This window comes from Rhodococcus sp. 05-2254-6, assembly GCF_002258565.1.
Lineage (GTDB): Bacteria > Actinomycetota > Actinomycetes > Mycobacteriales > Mycobacteriaceae > Rhodococcoides.
Genome location: NZ_NOZF01000156.1, coordinates 1 through 23,495, shown reverse-complemented (window position 1 = coordinate 23,495; position 23,495 = coordinate 1). Strand labels below are relative to the sequence as shown.

Sequence of the window (23,495 nt, the reverse complement as noted above, 5' to 3'; positions counted from 1 at the left end):
GGTCTGGGCTGTGAGGGGCGTGCATGCTGTCGGGCTCGACGTGCGCAGCGCCGCCGCCGGGTGTCGCGATGATCGTCCGTATGTTTGCGGCCGTGAAGATTCGATGGGCTGTGATGAACTCTTCGGCCCAGAAGCCGCATGGTTGAGTGGAGCCGTCATTGAGCGTCAGAATGTGGGCTTCGGACAGCAGGATCGTGATGGTCGACGTTGGTGTCACCGTTGTGCGTCTTTCTCTTCGCGGTAGAGACCGAGGGCGGTCATCGCGGGCGCGTCGTTGAACTCGAACAGCACGGCTGGAATGTCGGTGTCGTTGACGTAGCTGACAGTCGACCACGATGGAACGGCGAGGCTGTCTCCTTCGCTGCACCGGAACGGCTTTCCGTCGACGTGGATGGTGGACAACCCTTGTGCCCCGATCAAGACGGCGGAAGCGGTGCGCCGCATCGGTTGTGTTTGGATCCCTGCAGGTAGGAGTGTGAATGCAGCATCGATGACCGGTGTGACAGGGTCGTGGGTTCCTTCTGCGTGCAGGGTGTGTCGGTATGCGTGGTGCGGGTCGGCCTCGTGGGTCCGCTGTTGCTCACCGAGAGCGCGAAGTACGTTGTCCCACTTGTAGAGCAGCGGCTCGCTCAGGTTTCGGTGGTGTCTGTCTTGCGCGAAAATGTGGGGCTCGAGGTGGGTGTTGTCGGTGTGGAGCTCGAACTGTGTCGCGGCGAGGGCGGCGACGAGGGGGTCGTTGGTGCAATCCTGCCAGATGGCGGGGGAGTCGGTGGGGCTGTCGTTGCCGTGCTCATGCCATTCGCCGGCGGGGGTGATCACCACGTCGCGAGGCTCGAGATACATCTTGGTTCCACCGACGGCCGTCCATGCCCCGTCACCCTCGTGCATGTAGCGCAGGGCCGTCGGCGCGTGCCGATGCGGGGTCATACCTTCACCGCGGTTGATGATCTGCAGCCCCGAATAGAGATATCCGACGGCGGCCTCGCGGGCATGGCCCGGATTGGCGAGGGTCAGTACCCGTAGAGCTGCTCGGTCGCCCTTGACCATGTCGGCGGCCGCGATCGCGAGCGGTCGAAGCTCGGCATAACTCCAGTGCACGGCATGGGAGTCGGGGGCCGGGGCCCACGGCAAGTTCTCGTTGGCCGCGGACCACCGCCCGATGGCGGAGATTGCTGCCGCCTTCTCGTGCAGCATGGCCTCGGTGGAAATGGTGGTGGTCACGATGCAGGTACCTCCTGTTGGGTGACGGTCACTGAAGCGAGTGGTCGGGGTGTGCCGACGACGGCGTCGGCTGCCTCGGTAAGTTCGGCAACCAGTTGGTCGATGTGGTCGGCAGTGGTGTGGATGTTGCCGATGGACACTCGGATGACGTAGTGGCCGTCGAGCTCGGAGTGGGAGAGCAGCGTCCGGTGGGTGCTGTTGACGGTCTCGAGGATCTTCCGCGTCGCCTGTCCGTCGGCAGAGGAGATCCGGAGGCAGAGCAAGGGGAGCGGCGAATCGTTCGCGAGATGCCACCGCGGGTCTGCGGCAAGGGCGTCTCGCAGCCTCGTCGCCAGGGTGAGACTGTGTTCGAGTCGAGTTCGGATGCCTCGTATTCCGAAGGCGCGCAGGGTCCACCACAGTTTCAGAGCTCGGAATTGTCGCCCAAGGTTGAGGGTGTAATTCATGTAGTCGATACCGCCGGTGGTGTCGGTACGCAGGTATTCGGGAACCAGTGTGAAGGCGGCTTCGAGTGCTCCGGGGTGACGGCAGAACAGTGCCCCGCACTCCATAGGGGTGAAGAGCACTTTGTGTGGGTTGGCGACGAGAGAATCGGCGGCCGCGAGTGACGGAAGGACCTGCGCGATGGCCGGGGCTATGCGCCAGAAGCCTCCGTACGCGGCGTCGACGTGCAGCCACACTCGGTGGTCGCGGCACACGGCCGCAATCGCCTCGACCGGGTCGAGAGCACCTGAAGTGGTCGTACCGACGGTGGCGACAACAGCGATCGGTGTGTAACCGTCCGCGACGTCCGATCCAATGCGAGTCGACAGAGCAGCAGGATCGAGTTGGCCGCTAGCGTCGGTGGGTAGGCGTACGACATTGTCGAGCCCGATGCCGAGAGCGATCGCAGCTTTGTCGACCGACGAGTGGGCCTGGTCGGAGGCGTAGATCCGGCCGGGTTTCTGGCCGGATGTTCCGTGATGTCGAACCTCGGGCTGTGCCCGGTGGCGGGCGGTGGCCAACGCGTAGAACGTGCCCAGTGATGCACCGTCGACGAGCAGTGCGTCTGCGGCGGGGTAGTCGAGCAGTTCGGCGAGCCATCTGGTGACGGTGTCTTCGACGGCGGCAGCCGAGGGCGCGCTCTTCCACAACATGACGTTGACGTTCAATGCCGCAGCGGTCATCTCGGCGAGGATGGCCGGTCCGGAGGAACTGTTGCTGAAGTAGGCGTGGAATCGTGGATGGTTCCAGTGCGTCAAATGCGGAACGACGTTGTTCCAGGTGTCGTCGAGTATGTCGGCGAAATCTGTTGCCTCGGACGGCAGCTCGCTGTCGATCGCGTCGGCGACATCGGCCGCATCGGCCGGCGTCGTGACGGGCACGTCGTCGAGCGCGGCGAAGTGTCGACATATTCGATCGAGGGTGTCGGTGCCGAAGGCTTTGAGCTGCTCGGGAGTCCAGTCGCCAGTCGGCTTTGTTGGGTCGGGGGTCATTCGACGTCGACCGGCAGCTCGTGGGCGAAGACGACCTCGCGGGGGCGTTCGCAGTACCGGCGGTAGAAATCTTCGAGTAGTGGCGTCTCCGATTCGAGGAGGTGCGTGGCGTGCTCGGCGCTTTCCCAGGGGTAGGTCATCGTTACGCGTTGGGGGTCCGATGCGTGCTGGAAGAAGCGCGCGTGGCCCGCCCACCCCGGGTGGTGGTGTGCGTTGTCGTCGAGGAGTTCGTCCATTTCTTGCAGGACCGAGAGGGCGTTCTCGGCCGCTTCGGCGGTCAGGTGCCAGGTTTCGATGACGGTGATCATGAGAGGGCGAAGCCTTTCTGTTTCAGTTGCTCTGACCGGTGCTGTCGAAGTGCTCTTGCAGCAGTGAATCGCCGCCGGGGACGAATCGTTGGCAGATGAGTTGGTGGGCGCGCCGGTTCTCGGCCTGGCTCTTCCAGAGCCGTCGTGCGGAATCTGCTGCGACGCCGGGAAGTTCAGCCGTCTTGAGCGTTGTACGGACGATCTTGGCGCGGGTGAGCATCACGTCGTGATCCCGGTTGAACACGGCGGAGAACCCGGGTTCGAGCCAGGGCGGTTCCATGGAAGGCCGGACGAAGTCACGGTAGATCTCCGGTGAGAAATCGGACGCGTACCGCATGCTCTCGGTCGCCCCGGCGTAGAGAGTCCCTAGTTCGGTGAGTTGGTGGGCGAGAGTGGGCCACTGCTTGTTTGCAAGGCACTCCAGCACTGCCGCGAGCCGGCTGTTCATGGATATGACGAACAGGTGGAACAGGTGGTGGCCCTTCTTCCAGCGTGTGATCGCTTGTCGTGCAGAGTCGTTCGGAGCCTGCGGGGTGCGATTGTCCGCACTGTGGTCCGTCGGCGCTGCCAATTGGGAAGGATCTCGTTCCCGTGCGGACACGGCTGCTGCGGCGGAGGCATCGCCGACGACTACGGCCAGGGCGTCGAGTAGGCGGAGTCGTGAGTCGTTGTCCAGAGTGGACTGCGGCAGATCTGTGGTGATGGCGGTGACGACGGTCAGTGCGCTGACCGCCCACGCGTGCGGGTCGTTGCTGCGGGAGATCCTGAAGTAGGTGTCGTATTCGGCGCTGCGGGCGACAGGGATGGTGCTATCGGTGGGTAGGACGACTCGATCGATGCTCGTCGGAGATGGGGTCATGAAGGCCTCTTCCGTGGCTTGAAGTGGAGTCAGGGTGGTGGGGGTGTCGGGTTGCGGTCCAGACGGCTCCGACGACGACGGCGGCTCCGGCTAGTTGAATCCAGGTGGGTCGCTCGCTGAGGACAACGAATCCGAACGCGATAGCCAGCACAGGCTGCAGCAGGAGTAGGGCCGCGACGGTATTAGCCGCCAGCGATCGGGATCCCGAACTGATGAACAGCCAGGCGGCAACCTGTCCGAGCAAAGCGAGCGCGATCATCCATCCCCACGCGGCCGCGGAGATGTCGAGATCGAGGTCTCCGAGGCCTGCCGAGACAATGCCGGCAGTGACCGTTGCCGATGCGGTGGCCACACAGATCGGGGTGACCAGATGGCTGGGGCTTCGCTGGGTGGAGCGGCGGTTCAGGAACAGGTAGGCCGCGTACGCGGCACCGGCGGAGATTCCCAGGATGGACCCGCGGAGCGCGTTGTCGGCTCCTGTTCCGCCGATGAGTCCGCCGGCGAGTGCAACGCCGAGCAGCATGCAAGGCACCGCCATGAGGAATCGTCGGGGGATTGCGGTTCGATCGACGACGAGCGCGATCAGCGGCAGCACGACGACCTGGACATTGATAAGGACGGTGGCGATCGAGGCACCGACGTCGAGGATGCTCGCGGTCCACATCACGTAGTCCGCTCCGAGGAAGACTCCGGCACCAATGGCCATGGGATACAACCTCGTCGGCATTGCGCCGCGTCGGTGAAGTTCCCACAGCGCCATCGGAACGAGAGCCGCCAGCGCGATCAGACATCGTAGAAATGCCGCCGTCCCCGAGGTGACATCGGCGAGTTTGACGAAGGTTGCGGACAGTGACAGCGACGCGGCACCGGCGATGACCAGCGCCGCATTCCCGCCCACCCCCCGATCGGCGGCGTCAGCTCTCGGTATCGCGGTTCTGGTCACCTGGTCAAGGCAACCAGTTACAAACCGATAAGTCTACTAGCCAGTTCTACCGCTGAAACAGTAGTATCACTTATATGTTGTCGTGGGATCGGATGAAAGTTTTCGCCGCAGTAGCCGAACAAGGTTCGGTCACTCGAGCTGCAGAATCTTTACACCTCACCGGACCCGGAGTGTCGCAACACATCCGCAAGTTGGAGAAGGAAGCCGGCACCACCCTGGTCGAGAGAGAGGGAAGGTCGATACGGCTGACCCCCGCCGGTCGCGCACTGGCGACACGTGCGGCCGCCATGTCCGCTCTCGCCGAAGCCGCAGAAGACGACCTTGCCTCGATCGACACCGACGTTGCCGGAGCGCTGAGAGTAGGCGCGGTCGCAAGTGCATTACGTCGGCTGGTGGTCCCAGCTCTGGCAGACCTTGCTCGCACGTATCCACTGCTGCGCCCCGAGGTCGTCGACGGAGAAGGAATCGATTTGCTCGACCGCCTCCAGCACCGCACCCTCGATCTCGTCGTCTTCGAGTCCTGGGACCATCGGCCGGCGACGGTCCCCGCAGGTATCGACGTCCACACGCTCCACACCGAGGATGTACACCTCGCGGTACCGATCGAGGACAACCGTGAGATGGCAACCCTCTCCGGCGAAACGGAATCGATCTGGACGGTATGCCCATCAGGGTCGGATGCGCACTCCGCGCTCGTGCACGCATTGCGCGAAGCTGGAGTCGAACCGACGATCCGCTACGAGGTGTCCGACTACTCGACCCAACTGGCCCTCGTCGAAGCAGGTCTGGCCGTCGCGCTGGTTCCGGACACCGCGCGAGTCCGAACGGCCAGGGTGCGGTATCTGCCGACCGAGCCGGCCGTGACACGTTCGCTACGTGCGGCGAGCTCGACCCGAATCCCGGCAGTCGGCGCGCTCCTGAATGCGATGAACGTGATTCTCGCAGGCTGATTCCGCGGCCGATCTCACCCGTAACGCTCGGTTATCAGGACTGCTCAAAAGGTAACGGGCAGGCACATGACATCTGCGAAACAGGTTGTATGGCAGTGATTGTCAGGGCGCAGGTATGCGCTAGATCCGGGTTCACGGCCACCGGAGGCGGGGAGATCGAGAATGCTGAACGTCAGCAGGGCGACGGTGGTGGCCGAACACTGTCCGACACGCCCGTGGGATCAAGCTTCGTAGAATTCCCCTATTCGGGGAATTCTACGTTCCGTTCAAGACCTCCGCCATCGGTGCCATAATCGTTACGGTGCGGCGATGAACAGCATCACGCCCCATGAAATGACCCCACTCAGCCCGATTGCATCGGCAGGTTTGCTCGGATGAGCGGCGACGACGTGCTGAACTTCTGCTCCCTGGTAGTGGCAGTCACTGCCGTTATAGCGATCCGTTCCTTCACGGAGTTCCGATCCAAGCGGGTCACGATAGCCGTCTTCCTCGCGGTGTTTCTGCTCTTCAGGTTCGGTGTTCCTCGTCTTACGCCGTTCATCGGATGGCTGCTCGGTTTGTCCGCCGAGTAACGGTGGGGGCGGACGTGCAGAGGTGGCCCGCTGGCCGGGAGAGAAAGCAGAGCGATGTCGAGCGGTATCGTGCATCGAACGATCGATTAAAGGGTGGGTGCGAGTTGTGAGCTGCAGCGAACAGGGTTCGTTCGAGGACATCGTGCCGGGGCTTTTCAAGACCTCGAACGGCACCGCCGCCGACGCCGTGAACGGGTGTCTGGGGTACAAATCGCCCCAGGTCCAGCAAGTGACTGGGGTAACGTACCGCCAGCTCGACTACTGGGCCCGTACAGGGCTTGTGTCACCGTCGATCCGCCCTGCATCCGGTTCGGGATCGCAAAGGATGTATGCCTTCTCCGACATCGTGGTGGTCAAAGTGATTCGTCGTCTCCTCGAGGCCGGAGTGTCTTTGCAGAATGTACGCATTGCGATCGAGTGCCTGCGTGCGCGTGACGCCCAGGGGCTGGCGTCTGTAACTCTGCTCTGCGACGGTATTTCGGTGTACGAGTGCACATCTGACGACGAGATAGTGGACTTGCTACACGGTGGTCAGGGCGTGTTCGGCATCGCGATCGGACATACAGTCGCGGACGTGGCTGCCGATATCCGTGCGCTCCCTGCAGTTTCTGTGGGAAGCGACAAGGTCACCCGAATCGACGAACTGGGATCGCGACGCGACCGCAAGAGCGCCTGAAGTCGGCCCCGGGATGAGTACACACTTCAGTGCCAATTACATGGTCCACGCGATGAATGAAGCAGCCTCTGATACCTGGGATCTGATGGAGACGGGAATTGCAGGCGGCATCGGACCTGGAGAAGAGACGCTCACCGACCTCAACTTGATCAAGCTTCAGCAGCGTATTCCGGCGCTGAGAGTGACGAAATACGCCAAGGCGGTCGAGGCGGGCAACGGTGCGGATTGGGAGTGGTGGATCGGTTCTTCGGCCGACGAGCGGTGGATCAAGCTTCGTATTCAAGCAAAACGCGCCAGCCACAAATTCAACCGCTATGAGCAGCTCGGACACTCAGTTAAAGAAGTCAAGCAGTACGAGACGCTGATTTTGAAGAGCAGGCTCGACGGTGCAACTCCGTTGTATGTCTTCTTCAACGGGTGGCCCGAAGATAGATTTCTCGTAAAGGGCCAGTACATCGATGCGATCGCACGCAACCTCAGGGCGGTGCACGGCGGGCACGTTCCGTATCCGATGTGGGGCTCGTTGGATTGGGGGTGCGCAGTCTCCGCGGCGCAGAAGGTCAAAGAAATTTATGAGAACCCATCCACATCAGTCTTCCCGCCAGCTCTCATCCCAGCTGCTACCCGCCGAAACAAGCGCTATATCCCACGGTATCTCGTGCATTCGACCCCTTGGGCGTATCTACTTCACTCCGGGCCTTCGGGCGCGGCTCCGACTGTGCGGCAGGTGGCCGAGAACCTGCACCACATGGAGGGAAACAGATCGCCGCTCACCGACGATGCCTTCGAAGCAATGACTTACCCGATTCCGTCTCGCGAAGCCGAGCAGGCCGCCTACGGCATGTACACGATGAGGAAATTTCTCGACCCCCGCGATGAGGCGCGTTACGCTCAGCGCCTCGCGAGCGCCGAACAATTCGCTCATGAGATCGGCAGAGACGATCTGGTGGGTCGAATGCTGAACCTGCCCGACGAGACCGAGCGGACAGGGCCGGGGTATCGCCTGTTGTTGGAGCTCAACCCGGAAAGTTCAGACCTCATGAACCTACGCCTGAGCTAGCGCCGATCGGCCGACAAGAGGTCGTTTGGTTCTGATGCAAAAAAAGTAGTCGGAGGCCACCGTGTGGTGTGCCTCCGACTCACCCTGTGCAATCTCAGTGCCAGGAATGCTACACGCGCACAGTCGATATGGCGATCTACACGAACTCGCGTATTCGCGGGAGCACTGCGGCGATCTCCTCGAACAGGCTCGGCCAACCTCGACGCAGACGAGTGACCCTGCCCGATTCGAGGAAATTTCCGTCGAGAATGTGTGAAACCCGCAGATTCGCTGCAGGTGCGCCCAGCGCGGCCAGTTTGGCGTAGACAGGGTTGCTCGGAAGGTCGTGCTGATGCGAATAGGCGAGCACATCGTCCGCGGACCAGTCCCATACCGGCCCATAGGCCACAGTTCCATCGGTGCGGCGAACCGTCCCCCCGTGGTGTCGACGCTGCTCCGCTTTGTTGCTGCAGCAGCTCGCGCCTTGGCAGCGCTCGCTGATCTCACGTGCGAGAGCGGAGTAGTACATCGACCACCTGCCGGTTCCTTTCCTGGATTCGTCTGCCCGCACGCCCCAGACCTCCCCGTCACCGAACTTGGTGTGCGCAGCCCGGGCAGGCTGCGCAATCAAGGTCTCGAAGCCTCGTGCGGGTACATGAGCCGACGGGCTACCGCCGTGGTCCCATTCCCCGGTCCGGGCCATCACTGTCAGCAGCGTTGGTTCAGCGCGAATGATGTGCAGGTCCAGTCCCAGCTTCGTCGCAATCTGCTCGACGTAGGCGTAGGTCTCGGGGTATTCGAGACCGGAATCGAAAAAGGCTACCGGGACATCTGGGTCCGCCTGGCGGGCGAGATCGACAGCAACGACGGAATCTTTTCCACCGCTGAATGCGACGTACCCATCGAATTCGTCGAGGTGTTCGGCCACGCGATCGACGATCGTCGAAATGTCATGCCGCGAGGATCGAAGGGACCGTAGTCGAGTGAGATCGAGGCCGTCGAAATCGTTGCTACGCACCGCCACAACGATAGTCGGGACACGGACACTTCAGACTGGACAAAGCAGAAGCTGTACCCGAACAGGCGGAATTACCGGTTGCACAACGGCGGTCCGTGGGGCCGCTCGGCAGCAGTTTTCGGGGTGTTCGAGGTGTCCGGTGCCGGTGTTATGTTCGCCCGGATATCGTCCGTTGAATGAGCAAGAGGAAGAGGTGGCGACCGATGAGTCCCACAGAGTCCGACCCAGGCAGCGCGTTGCCCCGGTGGGTGGTCGATCCGTCGGCGGCGAACAATGCGACCGATCAGTCGAACCATTCCGAGCCGGAAGGGGGGTCGGAAGATCGCCACGATGGGCAGGACGGTGACCTCGTCCAGGACTCGGGCGTAGGCCATCCAGAACCCGCCCGTGAACAGCCTGTAGCCAGCGAATTCGTGCCGAACGACGCACCCAAAGTCGCAGCCAACAACGCTGATGAAAACGTGTCGAAAAACGTATCCCAAGCCCGGTCCAAAGTCGCATCAGAATTCGCGCAGAGAGACCGGCCCAGCTCCGCACCCAGCAGCTCCCCCTCGGCGAGCCAGCCCAATTCTGGTGCACATCGACCCACCTCGGAGCCGGCCTCACGGCCGCCGCGCGTCAACGATGGTCAGGCACCAATGCCGGACCGGCCCTCGGCCTGGCCAGGGCAGGGCGGCTCCGCACCCGCTGTTGAGCAATGGCACACCAACAAGTCGGTCGACAGTTCAGCACCGACGTCTCACCCGGAGCCAACAAGCGCCTCCGACTCTCTGGCAGTGACAGCTCATCGCCCCTTCACCTCGCAGCCCGTTCAGTTGGTAGAACCAGTGCCGACAGCAATTCCGACAGCAAGGCCGACAGCAGCTGTTGCCCCTCCGCGGTCGATCGACGAACTGGAGCTGATCCGCCGTGCGCAACTGCCTCCGAGCAAAGGTTGGCGACGGTGGCTCTACCGACTCTCGTTCGGTTCAGCCAATCCCGGACAGTCGCCGGCTGAACTCGAGTACGAGCAGCTCCTGCGCCGCGTACGGCAACCGGTTCGAGGGAACTACAAGATCGCAGTCCTGTCCATGAAGGGCGGGGTCGGAAAAACAACCACGACAACAGGGCTTGGATCGACATTCGCAGCACTGCGGGGCGACCGCGTCATTGCCTATGACGCCAACCCAGATTTCGGGACGCTCGCCTACCGCATTCACCGAGACAGTGACCGCACAGTGCGGGACTTGCTCGCGGACAAAGAAGTACACAGCTACTCCGACGTACGGAGCTACACCTCGCAAGCGCGAAGCAGGCTCGAAGTTCTTGCAAGCGAGCGTGATCCGTCCGTTTCCGAGGCATTCAACGAGCACGACTACACCGCCGCACTGCGCATCCTCGAACAGTTCTACAACATCATCTTGACCGATTGCGGCACCGGTCTCATGAACTCGGCCATGGCAGGGGTCCTCAAAGAAGCCGACGCATTGGTCCTGGTCTCCTCCGCGGCCAAGGACGGAGCGCGCAGCGCTGGGGCGACCCTCGAATGGCTGTCGCGACACGGCTTCGACGACCTGGTCAAACGCACCGTTGTCGTCATCAACGAATCACGGAAGGGCTCGACGGCCCTCGATGTCGAGCAACTCAAGTCCTACTTCGCAGAACGCACTCGCGCCGTCCAGGTCGTCCCGTACGACGACCACCTTGCCGAAGGCGACACCATCGATCTCGAGTTACTGGGCAAGCCTGCACAACGCGCGTTCGTCGAGCTGGCTGCTCTCCTCGCCGACGACTTTCCTGCCAACGTCGGCCGGCACGCACCAGCGCCCGGCCCGAGTCCTTGGTGAGTTGGACCGTGCCGGTGAAAGTTGGCCTGTCCGTGGTGTCCGGGCGCGCCGTTAGAGTGCAGAGATGGTCGAACTATCAAGGGGCAGTGCGGCGCTCGACGTTGTGACGACCGCCTACAAGGCCGCAACAGGATGCGCGGTTTCGTGGCCACCAGCCGGCGTTTCTGGTGACTCCGCGTGCGCGCGGTGCGGTGGCGCGACAGAAGGTTCCGGACGGCGAGTGCGTGAGACTGTGTCGAGAACGTTCACCGGGTTCGACGGGTGGGTAGACGTTGCGGCTCCTACGATGTGTCACGTCTGCGTCTGGGTGTACACGACAACGGCACTTCGCTCGGACCTCCTGCTGGTCACCAGTGATCCAGTGTGCGCCACAAAATTGTCGAAGACCCGCTTACGTCGCGTTCTGGGACAAGCGATCTCTCCGACGTCCGCCGTCGTGGTTCCGTTACGCCCTGGGCGCAAGCACATTCTTCCTCATGCCCGGTGGGGTCGGGTCGCCGTCGACGACGTCGCGCTTCCATGGACAGAGCACGACGCGGAACGCCTGAGCGCAGTCGTGCGATTGCGACGGCGAGGGTTCTCCCTGGCAGCGCTTGCGCGCGCAGCGCCGGCATTCAGCACGCTCAAGAACATTCCTCATCGAACGTGGACGTCTGTGTTCGCGGATTGGGACAGCCTCGATCCGTGGCGAGAGCGTCCTGTGTACCTCGACCTCGCAGCGACGGCTTCAACGTCAACCAGAGGCACGGCATGACCCCGACCAGAGCTACGACACCGACCCGAACCTGGCTGGACGCAGCGAGCTTTCTGCCGCCCGTCACCGGTGCGGCAGCAATAGCTGAACGACTGTTGTTGCTGCTGCACTACGGAATCAACTGGGACACCGGGTGGGTGGGACGCCGGAGAGAGCTGTACTGGGACCACCACCTGCCAGACCGAGTCCGGGTCGCGACATACACCGGCGGAGCCGACCTCGATCGATGGTGGAGCACCGTGGCAACCGATCTCGAGTCAGCGCCGTCGACGAAAGAACAACGCCTCGAACTATCGGTCCTTCTACGCGAGGAATCGATACCGGTCCTGACCCTCTTACGGGAAAACACCACCGCCCTCGTACTCCGAACACGGATCGTGGCCGAAGCTGTTCAAGCGCGCCGGTCCACCGCAGCGACTGCTACATCGCCCAGGAGGCAGAAGTGACCTCGACCATGCGCTGGCAGCTCGACATCACAGCGGTCTCGGCAATCTCGCACCGCGGTGAACACAGCGCCACCACAACGACCTTGTTCCGGCGCGAAAAAATACTGCAGCCCAACGGTTCCGCAGCCTTGGTTCCGATTGTGTCCGGGAACTCCTTCCGAGGGGCGCTCCGGCGGATCGGGGAGGAGCTATTACGGGACGTCCTCGCATACGAAGGGCTTCTCAGCTTGTCTGCAGCACACACACTTCGGAACGGGGGCAGCCTGACCAAGGTCACCGGAGAGCCGCTGTCCGGCGAACGGCTACACCGGCTCCGTACATTGAACCCACAGGTCAGCGTGTTCGGCGGGAGCGGCGGCGGTCGAATGATCGACGGCTGTCTCCGCGTGGGCAAAGTGATCCCGCACGTCCTCGAAACCGACCACCTCATGAGCCGTCCCGCACCGGACCGTGCTGTCTTGAGCCAATTCGACACCATGGCGCTCGAACGGTACAGCCGGTTCGACGATTCCACCGATCATGACTTCCCCGCAGTCGGCCGAACCGACGCAGCCACCGTCGACGGTAGCTCTCTGATGCGTTATGAGATCGAAACGCTGCCTGCCGGTACACGATTCGAGTCCTTTTTGCGTCTCGATCGCGCAACCGATCTGGACGTGGCCTTCTTCTCCGACGTCGTTGGCAGGTTCGTCGAGTCCGGAACCATCGGCGGGCGTACAGCTATCGGACACGGCCTCGTCCGCACCAGATTCGAGCGGACCCTTCTCGCCGGCGACGAGCCGAAAGAGCTCGACTGGCGAACCCATCTTCGAGAGCGCCGTGACGAGGCGCTGGAAGTCATGGAGGCGTTGACGTGATGAGGCCGTTCGAGGTAAAAGCACACCTGGCGGTCGGACTTGCGCATGCAGCTCCGTGGGCGACGAGCCTCGATGGCTTGCTCGCATCCGAGATGTGGGAAGACGAAAAAGCCGCTGCTCGGGACCGCGGACAGTACCTCGAAGCCGCCGGCCCCGACGAGGTGCCCGCCGATCTGGATCTACCACTCGCTCGGTGCACTCTGGGGGGAGGCGACGACTGGCATTGGTGCGCGACATACGCCTATCCCGAAGACCTGGCCGACGCCCCGGAAATCCATCACTGGAGCGGACGACCCGACCACCGTGCGCTCGAGCAACTCGCGAGGTACCGACCATCGGTCATCTCCGACCGGCAGGGCCGATATCGCGCACGCCAAATGCCGCTCCTACTGACCTCCACGCGGACTGTGCTCTGGAGAGGTGTCGGCGACATCGACCGGGTGAGCGCAACCCTGGCGTCGATCGATGCGATCGGGAAGAAGCGCAGCCAGGGCGAGGGGCAGGTGCTGAGATGGGAAGTGCAGCCCGTCGACATCGATGACTGGTCGGCCGGCCACCTCCATCCGAACGGCCACCTCGGCCGCCTGAGCCCACGCATCTGTCTGCAGGGCAAACCAACAGTCGAAACAGGCGGTTTGGGCCGAGGCGCGATACGGCCACCGCACATGCACCGGTCGAGAATGCGCGAGCTATGCATGCCATGGACACCCCAGTGACCCGTGAACACGCACCGGAAACGTTGCGGGACAGCAACTTGTCGGAGCCGAACGCCATACTGACAACCATGCGAATCCGAACCCTCGATGGTCCACCGCTACCTGCCGAAATCTTGGCCCATGCGGCGCGCGCGGTCGTTCTTGCGGACCTTCTCGCCGGCCAAGACATCACCTGCGGCGAGAAGCCTTCAGCGAGGAGCGACGCAAGTCGAGACGCTTCGACGATCAACCGCGGTTGATCGCGCCGACTGTAACGGGGTAGGCATCACCAGGCAGGTCTGACCGGCGAATCGCGCGTTGATTCACGCTGTGCGGGAGCGTATTCGGTACACCTGCCGGGTCGTGATTCCGAGCTGGCTTGCACTGGACTCGGCTGGGACGTTCTGGGCCGAAAGCGTGGCTATCGTGAGCGCCTGTTGTTGATGCCGGGTAGGCCGGCTCTCTATGGCTGTGGTGTGCTGAAGCTCTTGGCGCTCTCGTGGTGTCTTTCCGCCCCAAATTCCGTGTTGTTCGTTGTACGTCAGTGCATGGGCGAGGCAAGCGGCTCTGGCGGGGCATTCTGCGCAGACCCGCTTTGCTCTGCTGGTTGCTCCACCCGGGGGCGGGAAGAACTCCTCGGGGTCTGTCTGTGCGCACAATGCGTCCGAGCGCCATGACGAAATGTCCGCCGCCGCGGGCGGGGGCAGTGGCGCGGCGATGGCTGTTTCGAGCGGTGTCACGTGTTGGGTCCTTTCTTTCGGGCGACCCGGCCTTTTTCGAGTGGGTTCGACGATATCGAGGGACCCGGACACTTCACGCAGCACACGTGGCGGTCCGGTGCTCTTTGAGCCCGGACCGTCAATGTCCCCGGCACTGAGTGCGCCGGGGACGTTGACGGTTGGTGTGACTGGGTGAAAAGCGTTCTGACGCAGTAAGATTGAGGCGTCCTGTTGTTGGTGAGACTGACCATCTTGCCCATCTTTCGAGGAGTTTTGCGATGCCGGATTTGGCGACTGCGGTAACTGTTGTGGATGCGTGCGGGAGGGCTGGTGTCCCGTCGTTGTTGATCTCGGGTCCGGGTATGGGGAAGTCGAGCCTGGTTCGAGCACTTGCTGCATCCGAGGGGGTGTTGTGCGAAACGGTCTTGGGGTCCTTGCGGGAGCCCGCCGACTTCGCAGGCCTACCGGTAGTCCGTGAGAGTGGCGTGAGATTGGAGGCCCCGGATTGGGCGCGACGGCTACATGCAGAGGGTGGGGGCTACCTCTTTCTGGACGAGCTGACCACGAGTCCACCGGCCGTTCAGGCGGCGATGCTGGCAGTCGCACTGGATTTGAAGGTGGGTGATCTGCAACTGCCGAAGGGGACTCGGGTCATCGCAGGTGCGAATCCGCCCGATTGCGCTGCAGGGGGGTACGAGTTGGAGGCTCCCTTAGCAAACCGCTTCTGCCACATCGAGTTCACGCCGTCTGTCGATGAATGGCTCGACGGTATGGCCACGGGTTGGGCAAGCACGGCCTCTTCGCGTGCGGTGACCAGCGACGAGCAGCGGGAGGCGTTGGTGCGCAGTTCCATCATCGGGTACATCCAGCGTGCGCCCGAGGCGCTCGATGCGTTTCCGAAGGTCGGAGTGCAGACAGGTGGAGCATGGCCGTCTCGGCGCACCTGGTCGATGCTTGCGCGGGTGTTGCCACATCTTTGCGACGACGACAATGCGGCGACCAACGCGGTGGTATTCGGCTTGATCGGGGAAGGCGCGGGTGTCGAATTCCTCGAATGGCGTCGCAAGGCCGACCTCCCAGACCCCGTTGCCGTGATCGAAAACCCCGAGACGGCGTTCGATTGGCGCTCGCGTCCTGATCTGGTGTGGGCCGTGCTGTCCGGCGTGACGGCGTGGGCGGCCTCGCGGGGCACCGTCGAAGCGTGGCGCAACGCCTGGGGTCCGCTGATTGCCGCCGCCGAGGCAGGAGCACCCGACGTGGCCGGGGCTGCGGCACGCACTCTGGCGAAAGCGCGACCGGCGAAGGCCGCTGTTCCTGCGAGCGCGCGCCGGTTTGCGCCGATGCTGGTGGCAGCGGGTTTGGTCGAGGCTGCGGCATGAGCGGCGTGCGTGAGCTCGAGCCGGTTGAAATGCGAGCGTTCCGACTCGCGCGGCTGGTGTCGGCTGAGCAGATGCCGTACTTCATGCGCGCTCTGTTCGCAGCGCAACCCGTGGCGGCACCGGGCCTGGGTACGTTTGCGGTCGACGCTCGGTGGCGGCTGTACCTGGATCCGGATCTGTTGGTCGGGCCTTGCGCGTGGCCGGTGCCGATGGTCGGTGCAGTGCTGCTGCACGAGGTCGGGCATTTGTTACGGGCACACGCCGACCGTGCCGCCGCTCTGGCGAAGCCCATCGATCATCTGGTGTGGAACTTCGCGGCCGACGCCGAAATCAACGACGACCTGTTGGCTGCGGGAGTCAGCCTGCCCGAAGGGGTGATCACCCCTCAATCATTCGGCTGCCTTTCCGGAGACACAGCCGAGCAGTACTACGACTACCTGCGTGACCCGATTGCGCATCAGACTGTCACCGAACTCGTTGGCGCTGAGGGCGATCCGGGATGCGGATCAGGATCGGGGTGCCCTGCGGTCCCCGGTGAACTCATCGGCTCGGGAGAAGTGATCACGGAGGGACTGGACAATGCGGAAGCGGACCTGGTGCGCCGATCTATCGCGCAGGCAGTTCGCGAAGCAGCTGGTACCGGTCGAGGTAGTGCCCCGGCGGGACTGGTCCGGTGGGCAGCTGATGTTCTCGCCCCGCCCACGGTAGCGTGGGATCGTCTGCTACGGGCCGTAATTCGGCGTGCGTTGGCAGAGCAGGCGGGTAGGACGAACTATTCGTACTCCCGTCCCTCCCGCCGCAGACCTCGATGCCGCGATGGGCGAAGTGGCGGGAGTTCTCAAAGCTGGTGGCATAGCACGCGACCGGGTTCGGATTCTGGCGTGTGACGCCAAATCCACTACGGCACAACACGTACGATCGGTCGCTGATGTGACGTTGGTTGGTGGTGGCGGAACCGATATGAGGGTGGGAATCGCCGCAGCCAACGCTGCGCGCCCTGCACCCCACGTCGTCGTGGTGCTGACCGATGGCGATACACCCTGGCCCGACCGGCCCACGAGGTCCCACCTGGTGTGCGCAATCATCGGCGGCGTCCAGGGTAGGGGCGTCACACCGGCATGGGCATCGACGGTGCACGTGCCAGTCGGATCGGGGGCCACACGATGAACGAAAGCGGACCCGTGGAACTGCTCAAGTACGCAGACAGGGTGCTCACCGGCACTGGAATCGCCGCCGCCGATATCCGCATCGTCGTCGCCAGCGCAGCGGCCGACGCCGCCACAATGGCGTTGCGCGCAGGGTGGGAGTGCGCGAGCAACGCCCTGATCCTCGTCGACGGTGACGAGCGATGAGCGTGGAGTGGTTCGACCTCGCGCAACGCCTCTATGCCGCCGAAAAGATGCAACCGGTCCCTCGGCTGGCACATGCCACCTTCAAGCCGTCCAGAGCCGCCGTGGCCGTGCGTGCGGTCACGCGAGGAACAACGCTGGCCGTGTCCGTCGCTCGAGATGGATGCACCGAAGAGTCCGCGCACGACACCGAGGCTCTGGCCCTGCTCGCTCGCAACGGGGCAACGACGGTGGGTACGGCTGAACCGGCCATGCTGCTCACCGATGACGCCGCGACGATACCGAGCCTGCTGGCCCTGGCGCGTGCGCACGCCCACCACCCTGATCCGGACATAGCGGGGGCTGCCGCCATGATCGGATGGTGGGCCGATCGAGCCGACCATCCCGGAACGTCGGCGGTGATCGATCTGGTTGCTGCGTCGTCCTCGCGTCTGGTCCTCGGCACTGCGCCCGACGCCGAGCGAGCGGCCCGAACATGGCGTTCCTGGCTCGGCATTACCGACGAGAGCGTCGCAGGCCTGCATGAGTGGGCAGCGTGCATCGCAACGGGACCGCTGTTGCCGCTTCTCGATCCGATACACGACGATGACCGATACTCCTGGGATCGGACATTGTCGGCCACGACTGCGGGCCACGACTGGTCACGGCCGGACAACTCAGCTAGTGCGGCCATGGGACTACGGACCCGATGCGATGCCGCCGACCTCAAAGCCGCTGCGTTGCTGAGTGATCCACTGTGGCGAGTACGTGCGCTGCATACAGGACACGTGGCCCAGGGCATCGCATCGGTGGCGGCACCGCCGACAGGTTCACGCCGCCGCAACGTTTCGGTGTCGGTGACCTGCGACCGGCTGGACTCAAGGATGCGGGTTGATTCGGCAGTTACGGGATGGGTCGGATCACCGCTCGATCAACCCTTCGAGCGCTTCTCTGCCGACGTCACGTCCGCACAGGTGGTCAACGGCAAACTGACGCTCGGTATCGGGGTGTTCGGAGCGCACGCACCGAACGACGGAGACCAGGTGACCTTGATGCCCCAACCGCCTTCACCGGCGACGATGCGAGCAGGACGGGCGAGGTACTGGAATCTGTACCGCGCTCGCCGTTCCTGGCTTTCGACCGGACAAGCCCCGAGCGCCGTGCGCCGCGAAGTCCCGCTCGATGTCCTGATAGCGGGTGCAGAGGACGCTCCGTGATCAGAAGACGACCAAAAGTATTCATGAACAACACATTAGAAGAAGAACGGGACAACAATGCGTATCGTCGCACCCGGAGCGGACACCCCGAACCCCGACGCAACACCTTTCAAGGGAACCGAACCGTCATCGCCCGCCCATTGGCCCGGATCACAGATCATGGCCGACCCGATCACTGCACGCGTGCTGTTCTCTGTGTGGTCCGGAGACCCCGTTGTCGTCGTCCCGTCACCACCGGGCGCAGGAAAAACTCGACTGGTCGCGTTGCTCGCCGCCGCCTTGGCCCATCGCGCAGACCTACGGGTGGGTATCGCGGCGCAAACCCGAGAACAAGCCGTGGAAATCGCGCGTCGGCTCGGCGCGCTGACAGATCGAGCAGCGTTGATCTGGAAGGCGAAAGCACCCCTCCCCGACAGTGGAAGCACTCCCGTAGTGACAGGACGAAAAGTGCGGTGGTCGAATGAGACTGGCGCAATTCTCATCGGTACCACGGCGCCGTGGCTCTTCTCGGACCCGGACCGAATCGGTGCCGATGTGTTGATCGTGGACGAAGCATGGCAATGTACCTACGCCGATCTGGGGGCGCTCGGCGCGATGGCTCGACAGGTCGTCTGCGTCGGAGACCCCGGACAGATCGATCCGGTGGTCACCGGAGACGTATCGCGGTGGGAGGGCAGCGAGACCGCACCGAACCTGCCTGCCCCCCTCGCTCTGCAAGCAGCTCACGGCGATTCGGTCGGCGTGGTCCGTCTGCGACACACCTGGCGTCTCGGCGCGAGGACAACGGCCCTCATTCAACCGCTGTTCTACCCCGGCCTGCCTTTCACTTCCCGTCGCCCACCGGAGCATCTGACCGATTCCAGCGGCCCCGGCCTGCCCGAACTCGCGCATCGGCCAGTGCGGGTCATCGGAGGCCCAACCGACCCCGTCCTGGCCACACAGTGCGCCCTGCGCGCGCGAGAACTGCTGGACGCCGATGTGACCACACCGGACGGACAGCGGGCCATGACAGCGGCGGACCTGGCTGTCGTCGTCCCTCATGTCACGCAGGCTGCCGCTGTCCGGGCCTTGCTCTCGGATCACCCCGACGTACTGGTCGGCACCGCAAACTCTCTGCAAGGCCTCGAACGCGCCGCCGTTGTCGTGTTGCACCCGCTTGCCGGGTACCGGACAGCCGAGCCGTTCAATCTCGACCCCGGCAGAGCGTGCGTGATGCTCACCCGCCACCGAGCCCACATGACTGTGGTCATCGATGACGCCACCGCCCACGTCCTCGAACACGCCGAACCATCCCCGGCTCACGCCACCCACACCGGCCTGATGGCCGCACTGCACTGCACGCCCGTCGTGTAGCGATCCCCAAAAAGAAAGGCACACAACATGTCCGACACAAGTATCGAGTACAAGGCCGAGCGGCTATCCGGCATCGAGACGCCGAAAGAACTCCACGCATCGGTCGAGGGACGCGAGCGTCCGCGCATCGGCTACACCCTCGATACCCAAAGCCGGGACAACGGTGTTCGAGCGGCCAACGCTGCCGAAGGGCTGATCGCATACGCCAGACCGATCGGCCTCGAAACCGAGGAACTGACAACGGTGTTCGGAGACTTTCTGAGCGACCTGCGGCACCTTGCCGACGCCGTCGGCGTCGATTGGGACGCCGTAGACGAACGCGGTCAAGACCACTACCGCTGCGAGCTGTACGGGACCGAGTAGGGGACGCTCTGGGGAGAGGAGTGAGCGGCGGTTCGGTGCGCCGGGTCGCTGCTCGCCCCAGGCCCGTCCCCGGCACTGGGTGCGCCGGGGACGTTTTCGCTGCTGAGCCCTAGCGAACTCCGGGTCCGGTGGGTAGTGTCCTGGCGTATCGGCTTGGTGGGTGGTTCCACGAAGCCGCGGCGACGACGACTTCTGTTGTTGTCGGCGTTTTCACCAGATGAGCGGACTGACCATCCGACTTCCGAGAAGTGCAGAGGTGTGTCGAATATGAGAGTCCTCGTCCGGATCGACGGTAGGAATCATGTACCTGCGAGCAGTTCGGGTTCGTCGCGATATTGCGTGGTAGCCGTAGCGCGCGGTGTTGCGGGGGTGTTGGCTGTCTTCGCTGCATTTGCCGGCTTGGCTTGGGCTGCACTGCTGCGCCGGACCGACGATGCCGCCATCGACGGAGATCCGCGTCGTGTAGCGATGGTGTTCGCCGTTTCCTCCGTGGCGTGTGCTGTAGCAACCGGGATCGAGTGGCTGCTTCGACGGCGTAGCGGCGCAACGGATGCCAAGCCCGTTCACAGGGCACGGCCACCGAGAGAGGCTGCGTCGCGCCACCACCGGACTGTGAACTCGAATAGTCGGGCGGCAGGGGAGTTCGACAGGCCCGAGCGTCTGGCCGGTGCGACATCGTGACGAGAAGATTCGCCCCCGCACTTCGGATCGAGGTGATCGTCGTCCGCGATCCAGATGGTCCTACCCACATCCAAGTCTTCGTCGACGGTGTTCCGGCTGCAGCAACACAATTTCACATCGACGCAGGAAGGGGATGGACGTGGGGCGACTGGGCCGACACACGAGACTGCGATCTCGCGGTCATCTCATCCGGAGCGCGGGGAGCGCTCGAAGACGCCTACGACGATCCCCCCGGTGGTGACGCCGTCCGCGGCAGGATCGGTGACTGGCTGGACGGCGCTGAAAGGTCGGAAAATTAAGCAGCAGAGTGATATAGCGCCGCGTTGTTGGTCGCATAGCGGCACAGAGACCAGTCAGAAATTGATCGACAGACCGACCATCTGTCCCACAGAAACGGGAGTACCCATGCAATCCTCGATCTCGACAACGCGGCCGCCCTCGGTCGACCTCTCACCGCACGCACGAGCTGCCGGCAGTACCGGCTGCAGCTCGAACAGTAAGGCGCACAGCGCCATCGCCAGCGAAGTCCATCGCCGGATGCAACACGGCCTGTCTGAGAGGTACTTTGCTGCTACTCCGAACGCCGCCGACCGCTTCCGACCAACCGTTCCTGACCATGAGCTGACGGACCACGTTTTCGAGGTGGTTTTCGGATTGCGGTGGCGGCAGGTGTTCGACTTGGCGCGCACCCTCGACGTCGAGTCCGATCTGCTGGAAACCGCACCGGAGACGGTCAGCGCCGCGTGGTGGTGCGCACCCGGCTGGCGGAAAGCGACACATGCTGCCCACACGGCGGCCTGCGGCGACAATCGGCGTCACGAACTCACAGCGACCATGAACCTGCTCGGCGTCCTCGGATGCGGGGCTGCCAGAGTCGCTGCCCGCGATGTCGGCCGAGGCTTGGTCGTACGAGATCTGATCGGTTCCGATTTCACTCAAGAGCACTACGACTACCTGACCGGGCCGTGGCGTCGCAACGTCGGCCCGGTCCATCCCGGCGACCGGCCACTAGACCAGTACCAGACGGCCCCGAACTCGCAACGCTTGTGACACCCGGGCGCATATTGCCCGCCCGGTGCAGCCACAGGAGAACGCTCCTGGGTTGCGATTCAGTGGCCGGCTGTCACAGACCTCACCGCCACGCTATCTACCCCGTGCAGGACTGCGTTTGCTATCGCGCTCACTACGAAAGGACTCCCTGATGGACCCACAATCCGGCCGAGACGGCCTCATCCACGACGTAGAGCGCCACCTCGCGGCCGAAGATGGCCGCCGCGAGGCTCGCACTGTTGCGCTTGCATGTGTCGGCTACGTCGTCGGCATGCTCGCGATCTTCAACGGGGCTCTGCCGATCGTGAAGGATCTGGTCACCGTCAGTTTGGTCATCTCCTTGGCCGGCACGTTGCTCGCTGCCTTCTCGGCTCTGACTCTGGCACTACTGCATCGTTGGTCAGACCGTTCGGACCGTAGGCGGCGCGGAAGCTGCGGGCATGCCGACTTGCCGGCGGAGGCGGTTCGATGAGCGCGCGCGGACGACTCCGCATCGCGGTGCCCATCGTGATGGCCGTACTCGCGGTCGGGACGTACACGTTCGGAACGCACGCCGATCCGCTCTCACGACTAGCGGTGGTCAACACCCCAGACCCAGCCGCGGCGAGCACGCCTGTACCCATCGCGCAGCTCCTCGCTCAGCTCGAAACGGTGGACTCGCTCGCAGACGTCGATGGATACGACCGATCCTGCAAGAAGGGCTCAGGGTGCGTGTTCGGCCCGGCGTGGACCGATGACTCGTCCGCCCCTGGATCGCACAACGGCTGTGACACTCGAAACGACGTCCTGGCAACCCAACTGATCGACGTCGAGTTCAAGCCCGGAACCCGCGACTGCAAAGTCGCAGCAGGGATACTCCACGACCCCTACACAGGATCGACGATCGACGACCTCGGGAAGATTCAGATCGATCACGTGTACCCGTTGGCGAGGGCGTGGGACGCAGGGGCGTGGGCCTGGTCGATCGACCAGCGAACCGCCTTCGCCAACGACGTCGACATCAACTTGCTCGCGGTGGACGGACGTACGAATCAGCAGAAGTCGGACAAGGGAATCGACACCTGGCTGCCACCCAACGCGCCATACCAATGCCGTTACGTCACTTCGTATCTCACCGTGGCCGCGAAATACGACCTCGACATCACCAGCGCCGATGCGCGAACAGCGTCGAGCGTCTGCAGCCAATGACCCAACGTTCGGAGGACGCCATGACCGAAACCGACCCCACCACCGACACAAACGCTGTCCCGCTCCACCCCAACCCATGGATCATCACGACCGCACCTGATCGAAACAGCTACACGATCGAATTGCCCAGCAGGGGGATCTCGTTCGCGATTGACGCCGATCTACGATTCCAGCTCCTCGATGCCCTCCACGACCCGGAAGAGCGATGATGGGCGACGCCACGGCCATCGAATGGACCGACGCAACCTGGAACCCGGTCACCGGCTGCACCGCAGTCTCGTCGGGCTGCGATCATTGCTACGCCCAAACCCTCGCTGAGCGGTTCCGCGGCACACCGGGCGATGTAGTCGTCCGGGATTGCTGGATGGAAGAGGTCGCTCATCGAATTCACGAAGATCCGGCGTGGCCGGCTCCATCGCAGCGGCTGGTCGAGCTTGCCGGGGCGCATCTCGACGTCGAATCCGTGCTCGAAGTAGTGCCCCGGTGTGCCGCGGAACCGCTCAGCGAGGGTTTGGGCGTAGCAATGATCGCAGCCCGACGAGACTGCGGTGCAGCCGGTGACCGGGTTCCAGGTTGCG

At 63.5% G+C, this 23,495-nt stretch carries 24 protein-coding genes and 5 pseudogenes; 20 read left to right on the top strand and 9 right to left on the bottom strand.

Annotation, left to right across the window (positions count from 1 at the left end; all coding sequences use genetic code 11):
• The 6 genes and pseudogenes from CH256_RS28375 to CH256_RS21925 form a co-directional block, all read right to left on the bottom strand.
• Positions 1–217, bottom strand: a pseudogene (locus CH256_RS28375) (hypothetical protein); the annotation flags it as partial.
• Complete coding sequence (locus CH256_RS21945) at positions 214–1,221, bottom strand: cupin domain-containing protein (protein WP_015586198.1); 1,008 nt, start codon at positions 1,219–1,221, stop codon at positions 214–216. The pseudogene CH256_RS28375 and the gene CH256_RS21945, both read right to left, overlap by 4 nt.
• Positions 1,218–2,696 carry a pyridoxal phosphate-dependent decarboxylase family protein gene (locus tag CH256_RS21940; protein WP_015586199.1) on the bottom strand — a complete coding sequence of 493 codons (1,479 nt, stop codon included), beginning with the start codon at positions 2,694–2,696 and terminating at the stop codon, positions 1,218–1,220. Before CH256_RS21940 ends, CH256_RS21945 begins: the two co-directional genes overlap by 4 nt.
• Complete coding sequence (locus tag CH256_RS21935; protein WP_015586200.1) at positions 2,693–3,004, bottom strand: antibiotic biosynthesis monooxygenase; 312 nt, start codon at positions 3,002–3,004, stop codon at positions 2,693–2,695. Before CH256_RS21935 ends, CH256_RS21940 begins: the two co-directional genes overlap by 4 nt.
• A 22-nt stretch (positions 3,005–3,026) precedes the next feature.
• A complete protein-coding gene (locus CH256_RS21930; protein WP_015586201.1) occupies positions 3,027–3,863 on the bottom strand; it encodes a hypothetical protein in 837 nt (278 codons plus the stop codon).
• Positions 3,814–4,806 (bottom strand): DMT family transporter, encoded by a 993-nt coding sequence (locus tag CH256_RS21925; protein ID WP_230591638.1) that lies wholly within the window; start codon positions 4,804–4,806, stop codon positions 3,814–3,816. Before CH256_RS21925 ends, CH256_RS21930 begins: the two co-directional genes overlap by 50 nt.
• Positions 4,807–4,880: 74 nt before the next feature.
• On the opposite strand from CH256_RS21925, the gene CH256_RS21920 reads away from it, so the two are divergent.
• The 4 genes from CH256_RS21920 to CH256_RS21905 all read left to right on the top strand — a co-directional run bounded on the left by CH256_RS21920 (position 4,881) and on the right by CH256_RS21905 (position 8,064).
• Positions 4,881–5,756, top strand: a complete 876-nt coding sequence (locus tag CH256_RS21920) for a LysR family transcriptional regulator (protein WP_015586203.1) — start codon at positions 4,881–4,883, stop codon at positions 5,754–5,756.
• 374 nt (positions 5,757–6,130) lie between these two features.
• Positions 6,131–6,328: a hypothetical protein gene (locus CH256_RS21915; protein WP_032375875.1), complete on the top strand. Its 198-nt coding sequence runs from the start codon at positions 6,131–6,133 to the stop codon at positions 6,326–6,328.
• 106 nt (positions 6,329–6,434) lie between these two features.
• Positions 6,435–7,004, top strand: a complete 570-nt coding sequence (locus CH256_RS21910) for a MerR family transcriptional regulator (protein WP_015586205.1) — start codon at positions 6,435–6,437, stop codon at positions 7,002–7,004.
• 52 nt (positions 7,005–7,056) lie between these two features.
• Positions 7,057–8,064, top strand: coding sequence for a DUF6615 family protein (locus CH256_RS21905; RefSeq protein ID WP_139278550.1), 1,008 nt, complete (start codon positions 7,057–7,059; stop codon positions 8,062–8,064).
• 136 nt (positions 8,065–8,200) lie between these two features.
• Here CH256_RS21905 and CH256_RS21900 read toward each other — a convergent pair whose 3' ends face one another.
• Positions 8,201–9,067: a phosphoadenosine phosphosulfate reductase domain-containing protein gene (locus tag CH256_RS21900; RefSeq protein WP_015586207.1), complete on the bottom strand. Its 867-nt coding sequence runs from the start codon at positions 9,065–9,067 to the stop codon at positions 8,201–8,203.
• A gap of 827 nt (positions 9,068–9,894) precedes the next feature.
• Here CH256_RS21900 and CH256_RS29080 point away from each other — a divergent pair.
• From CH256_RS29080 to CH256_RS21875, 4 genes and pseudogenes are all read left to right on the top strand, one after another.
• Positions 9,895–10,887 (top strand): annotated as a pseudogene (locus CH256_RS29080) (MinD/ParA family ATP-binding protein); the annotation flags it as partial.
• A gap of 750 nt (positions 10,888–11,637) precedes the next feature.
• Complete coding sequence (locus CH256_RS21885) at positions 11,638–12,087, top strand: hypothetical protein (RefSeq protein WP_015586210.1); 450 nt, start codon at positions 11,638–11,640, stop codon at positions 12,085–12,087.
• Positions 12,084–12,944, top strand: coding sequence for an RAMP superfamily CRISPR-associated protein (locus CH256_RS21880; protein WP_032375876.1), 861 nt, complete (start codon positions 12,084–12,086; stop codon positions 12,942–12,944). Before CH256_RS21885 ends, CH256_RS21880 begins: the two co-directional genes overlap by 4 nt.
• Complete coding sequence (locus CH256_RS21875; protein ID WP_015586212.1) at positions 12,944–13,660, top strand: hypothetical protein; 717 nt, start codon at positions 12,944–12,946, stop codon at positions 13,658–13,660. The genes CH256_RS21880 and CH256_RS21875 overlap by 1 nt, the downstream gene beginning before the upstream one ends.
• A 302-nt stretch (positions 13,661–13,962) precedes the next feature.
• Here the strand turns inward: CH256_RS21875 and CH256_RS29035 are convergent, their stop codons facing one another.
• The gene (locus CH256_RS29035; RefSeq protein ID WP_072692248.1) at positions 13,963–14,379 is read right to left on the bottom strand and encodes a WhiB family transcriptional regulator; all 417 of its coding nucleotides are present in this window, start codon (positions 14,377–14,379) and stop codon (positions 13,963–13,965) included.
• Positions 14,380–14,636: 257 nt separating this feature from the next.
• On the opposite strand from CH256_RS29035, the gene CH256_RS21860 reads away from it, so the two are divergent.
• The 12 genes and pseudogenes from CH256_RS21860 to CH256_RS28715 all read left to right on the top strand — a co-directional run.
• Positions 14,637–15,737: an ATP-binding protein gene (locus CH256_RS21860; protein WP_015586215.1), complete on the top strand. Its 1,101-nt coding sequence runs from the start codon at positions 14,637–14,639 to the stop codon at positions 15,735–15,737.
• A pseudogene (locus tag CH256_RS21855) lies at positions 15,734–16,904 on the top strand (vWA domain-containing protein). The gene CH256_RS21860 and the pseudogene CH256_RS21855 overlap by 4 nt, the downstream one beginning before the upstream one ends.
• Positions 16,901–17,089, top strand: a complete 189-nt coding sequence (locus CH256_RS21850) for a hypothetical protein (protein WP_032364835.1) — start codon at positions 16,901–16,903, stop codon at positions 17,087–17,089. Before CH256_RS21855 ends, CH256_RS21850 begins: the two are co-directional and overlap by 4 nt.
• A complete protein-coding gene (locus tag CH256_RS21845; RefSeq protein WP_015586217.1) occupies positions 17,086–18,282 on the top strand; it encodes a hypothetical protein in 1,197 nt (398 codons plus the stop codon). Before CH256_RS21850 ends, CH256_RS21845 begins: the two co-directional genes overlap by 4 nt.
• 57 nt (positions 18,283–18,339) lie before the next feature.
• Positions 18,340–19,635 (top strand): AAA family ATPase, encoded by a 1,296-nt coding sequence (locus CH256_RS21840; protein ID WP_015586218.1) that lies wholly within the window; start codon positions 18,340–18,342, stop codon positions 19,633–19,635.
• 27 nt (positions 19,636–19,662) lie between these two features.
• Positions 19,663–19,998, top strand: coding sequence for a hypothetical protein (locus CH256_RS21835; protein WP_015586219.1), 336 nt, complete (start codon positions 19,663–19,665; stop codon positions 19,996–19,998).
• A 677-nt stretch (positions 19,999–20,675) separates the two neighbouring features.
• On the top strand, positions 20,676–20,978 hold the full coding sequence (locus tag CH256_RS21830; RefSeq protein ID WP_032375878.1) for a hypothetical protein: 303 nt from the start codon (positions 20,676–20,678) through the stop codon (positions 20,976–20,978).
• A 343-nt stretch (positions 20,979–21,321) separates the two neighbouring features.
• Positions 21,322–21,729: a hypothetical protein gene (locus tag CH256_RS21825; protein WP_032375879.1), complete on the top strand. Its 408-nt coding sequence runs from the start codon at positions 21,322–21,324 to the stop codon at positions 21,727–21,729.
• A 151-nt stretch (positions 21,730–21,880) separates the two neighbouring features.
• A complete protein-coding gene (locus CH256_RS21820; protein WP_015586223.1) occupies positions 21,881–22,201 on the top strand; it encodes a hypothetical protein in 321 nt (106 codons plus the stop codon).
• On the top strand, positions 22,198–22,917 hold the full coding sequence (locus CH256_RS21815) for an HNH endonuclease family protein (RefSeq protein ID WP_015586224.1): 720 nt from the start codon (positions 22,198–22,200) through the stop codon (positions 22,915–22,917). Before CH256_RS21820 ends, CH256_RS21815 begins: the two co-directional genes overlap by 4 nt.
• A 20-nt stretch (positions 22,918–22,937) precedes the next feature.
• Entirely contained in the window at positions 22,938–23,126 is a 189-nt protein-coding gene (locus CH256_RS27795) for a hypothetical protein (RefSeq protein WP_139278549.1), read from the top strand.
• A pseudogene (locus CH256_RS28715) lies at positions 23,126–23,260 on the top strand (DUF5131 family protein); the annotation flags it as partial. The gene CH256_RS27795 and the pseudogene CH256_RS28715, both read left to right, overlap by 1 nt.
• Before the next feature lie 45 nt (positions 23,261–23,305).
• Here the strand turns inward: CH256_RS28715 and CH256_RS28710 are convergent.
• Positions 23,306–23,495, bottom strand: a pseudogene (locus CH256_RS28710) (DUF5131 family protein); the annotation flags it as partial.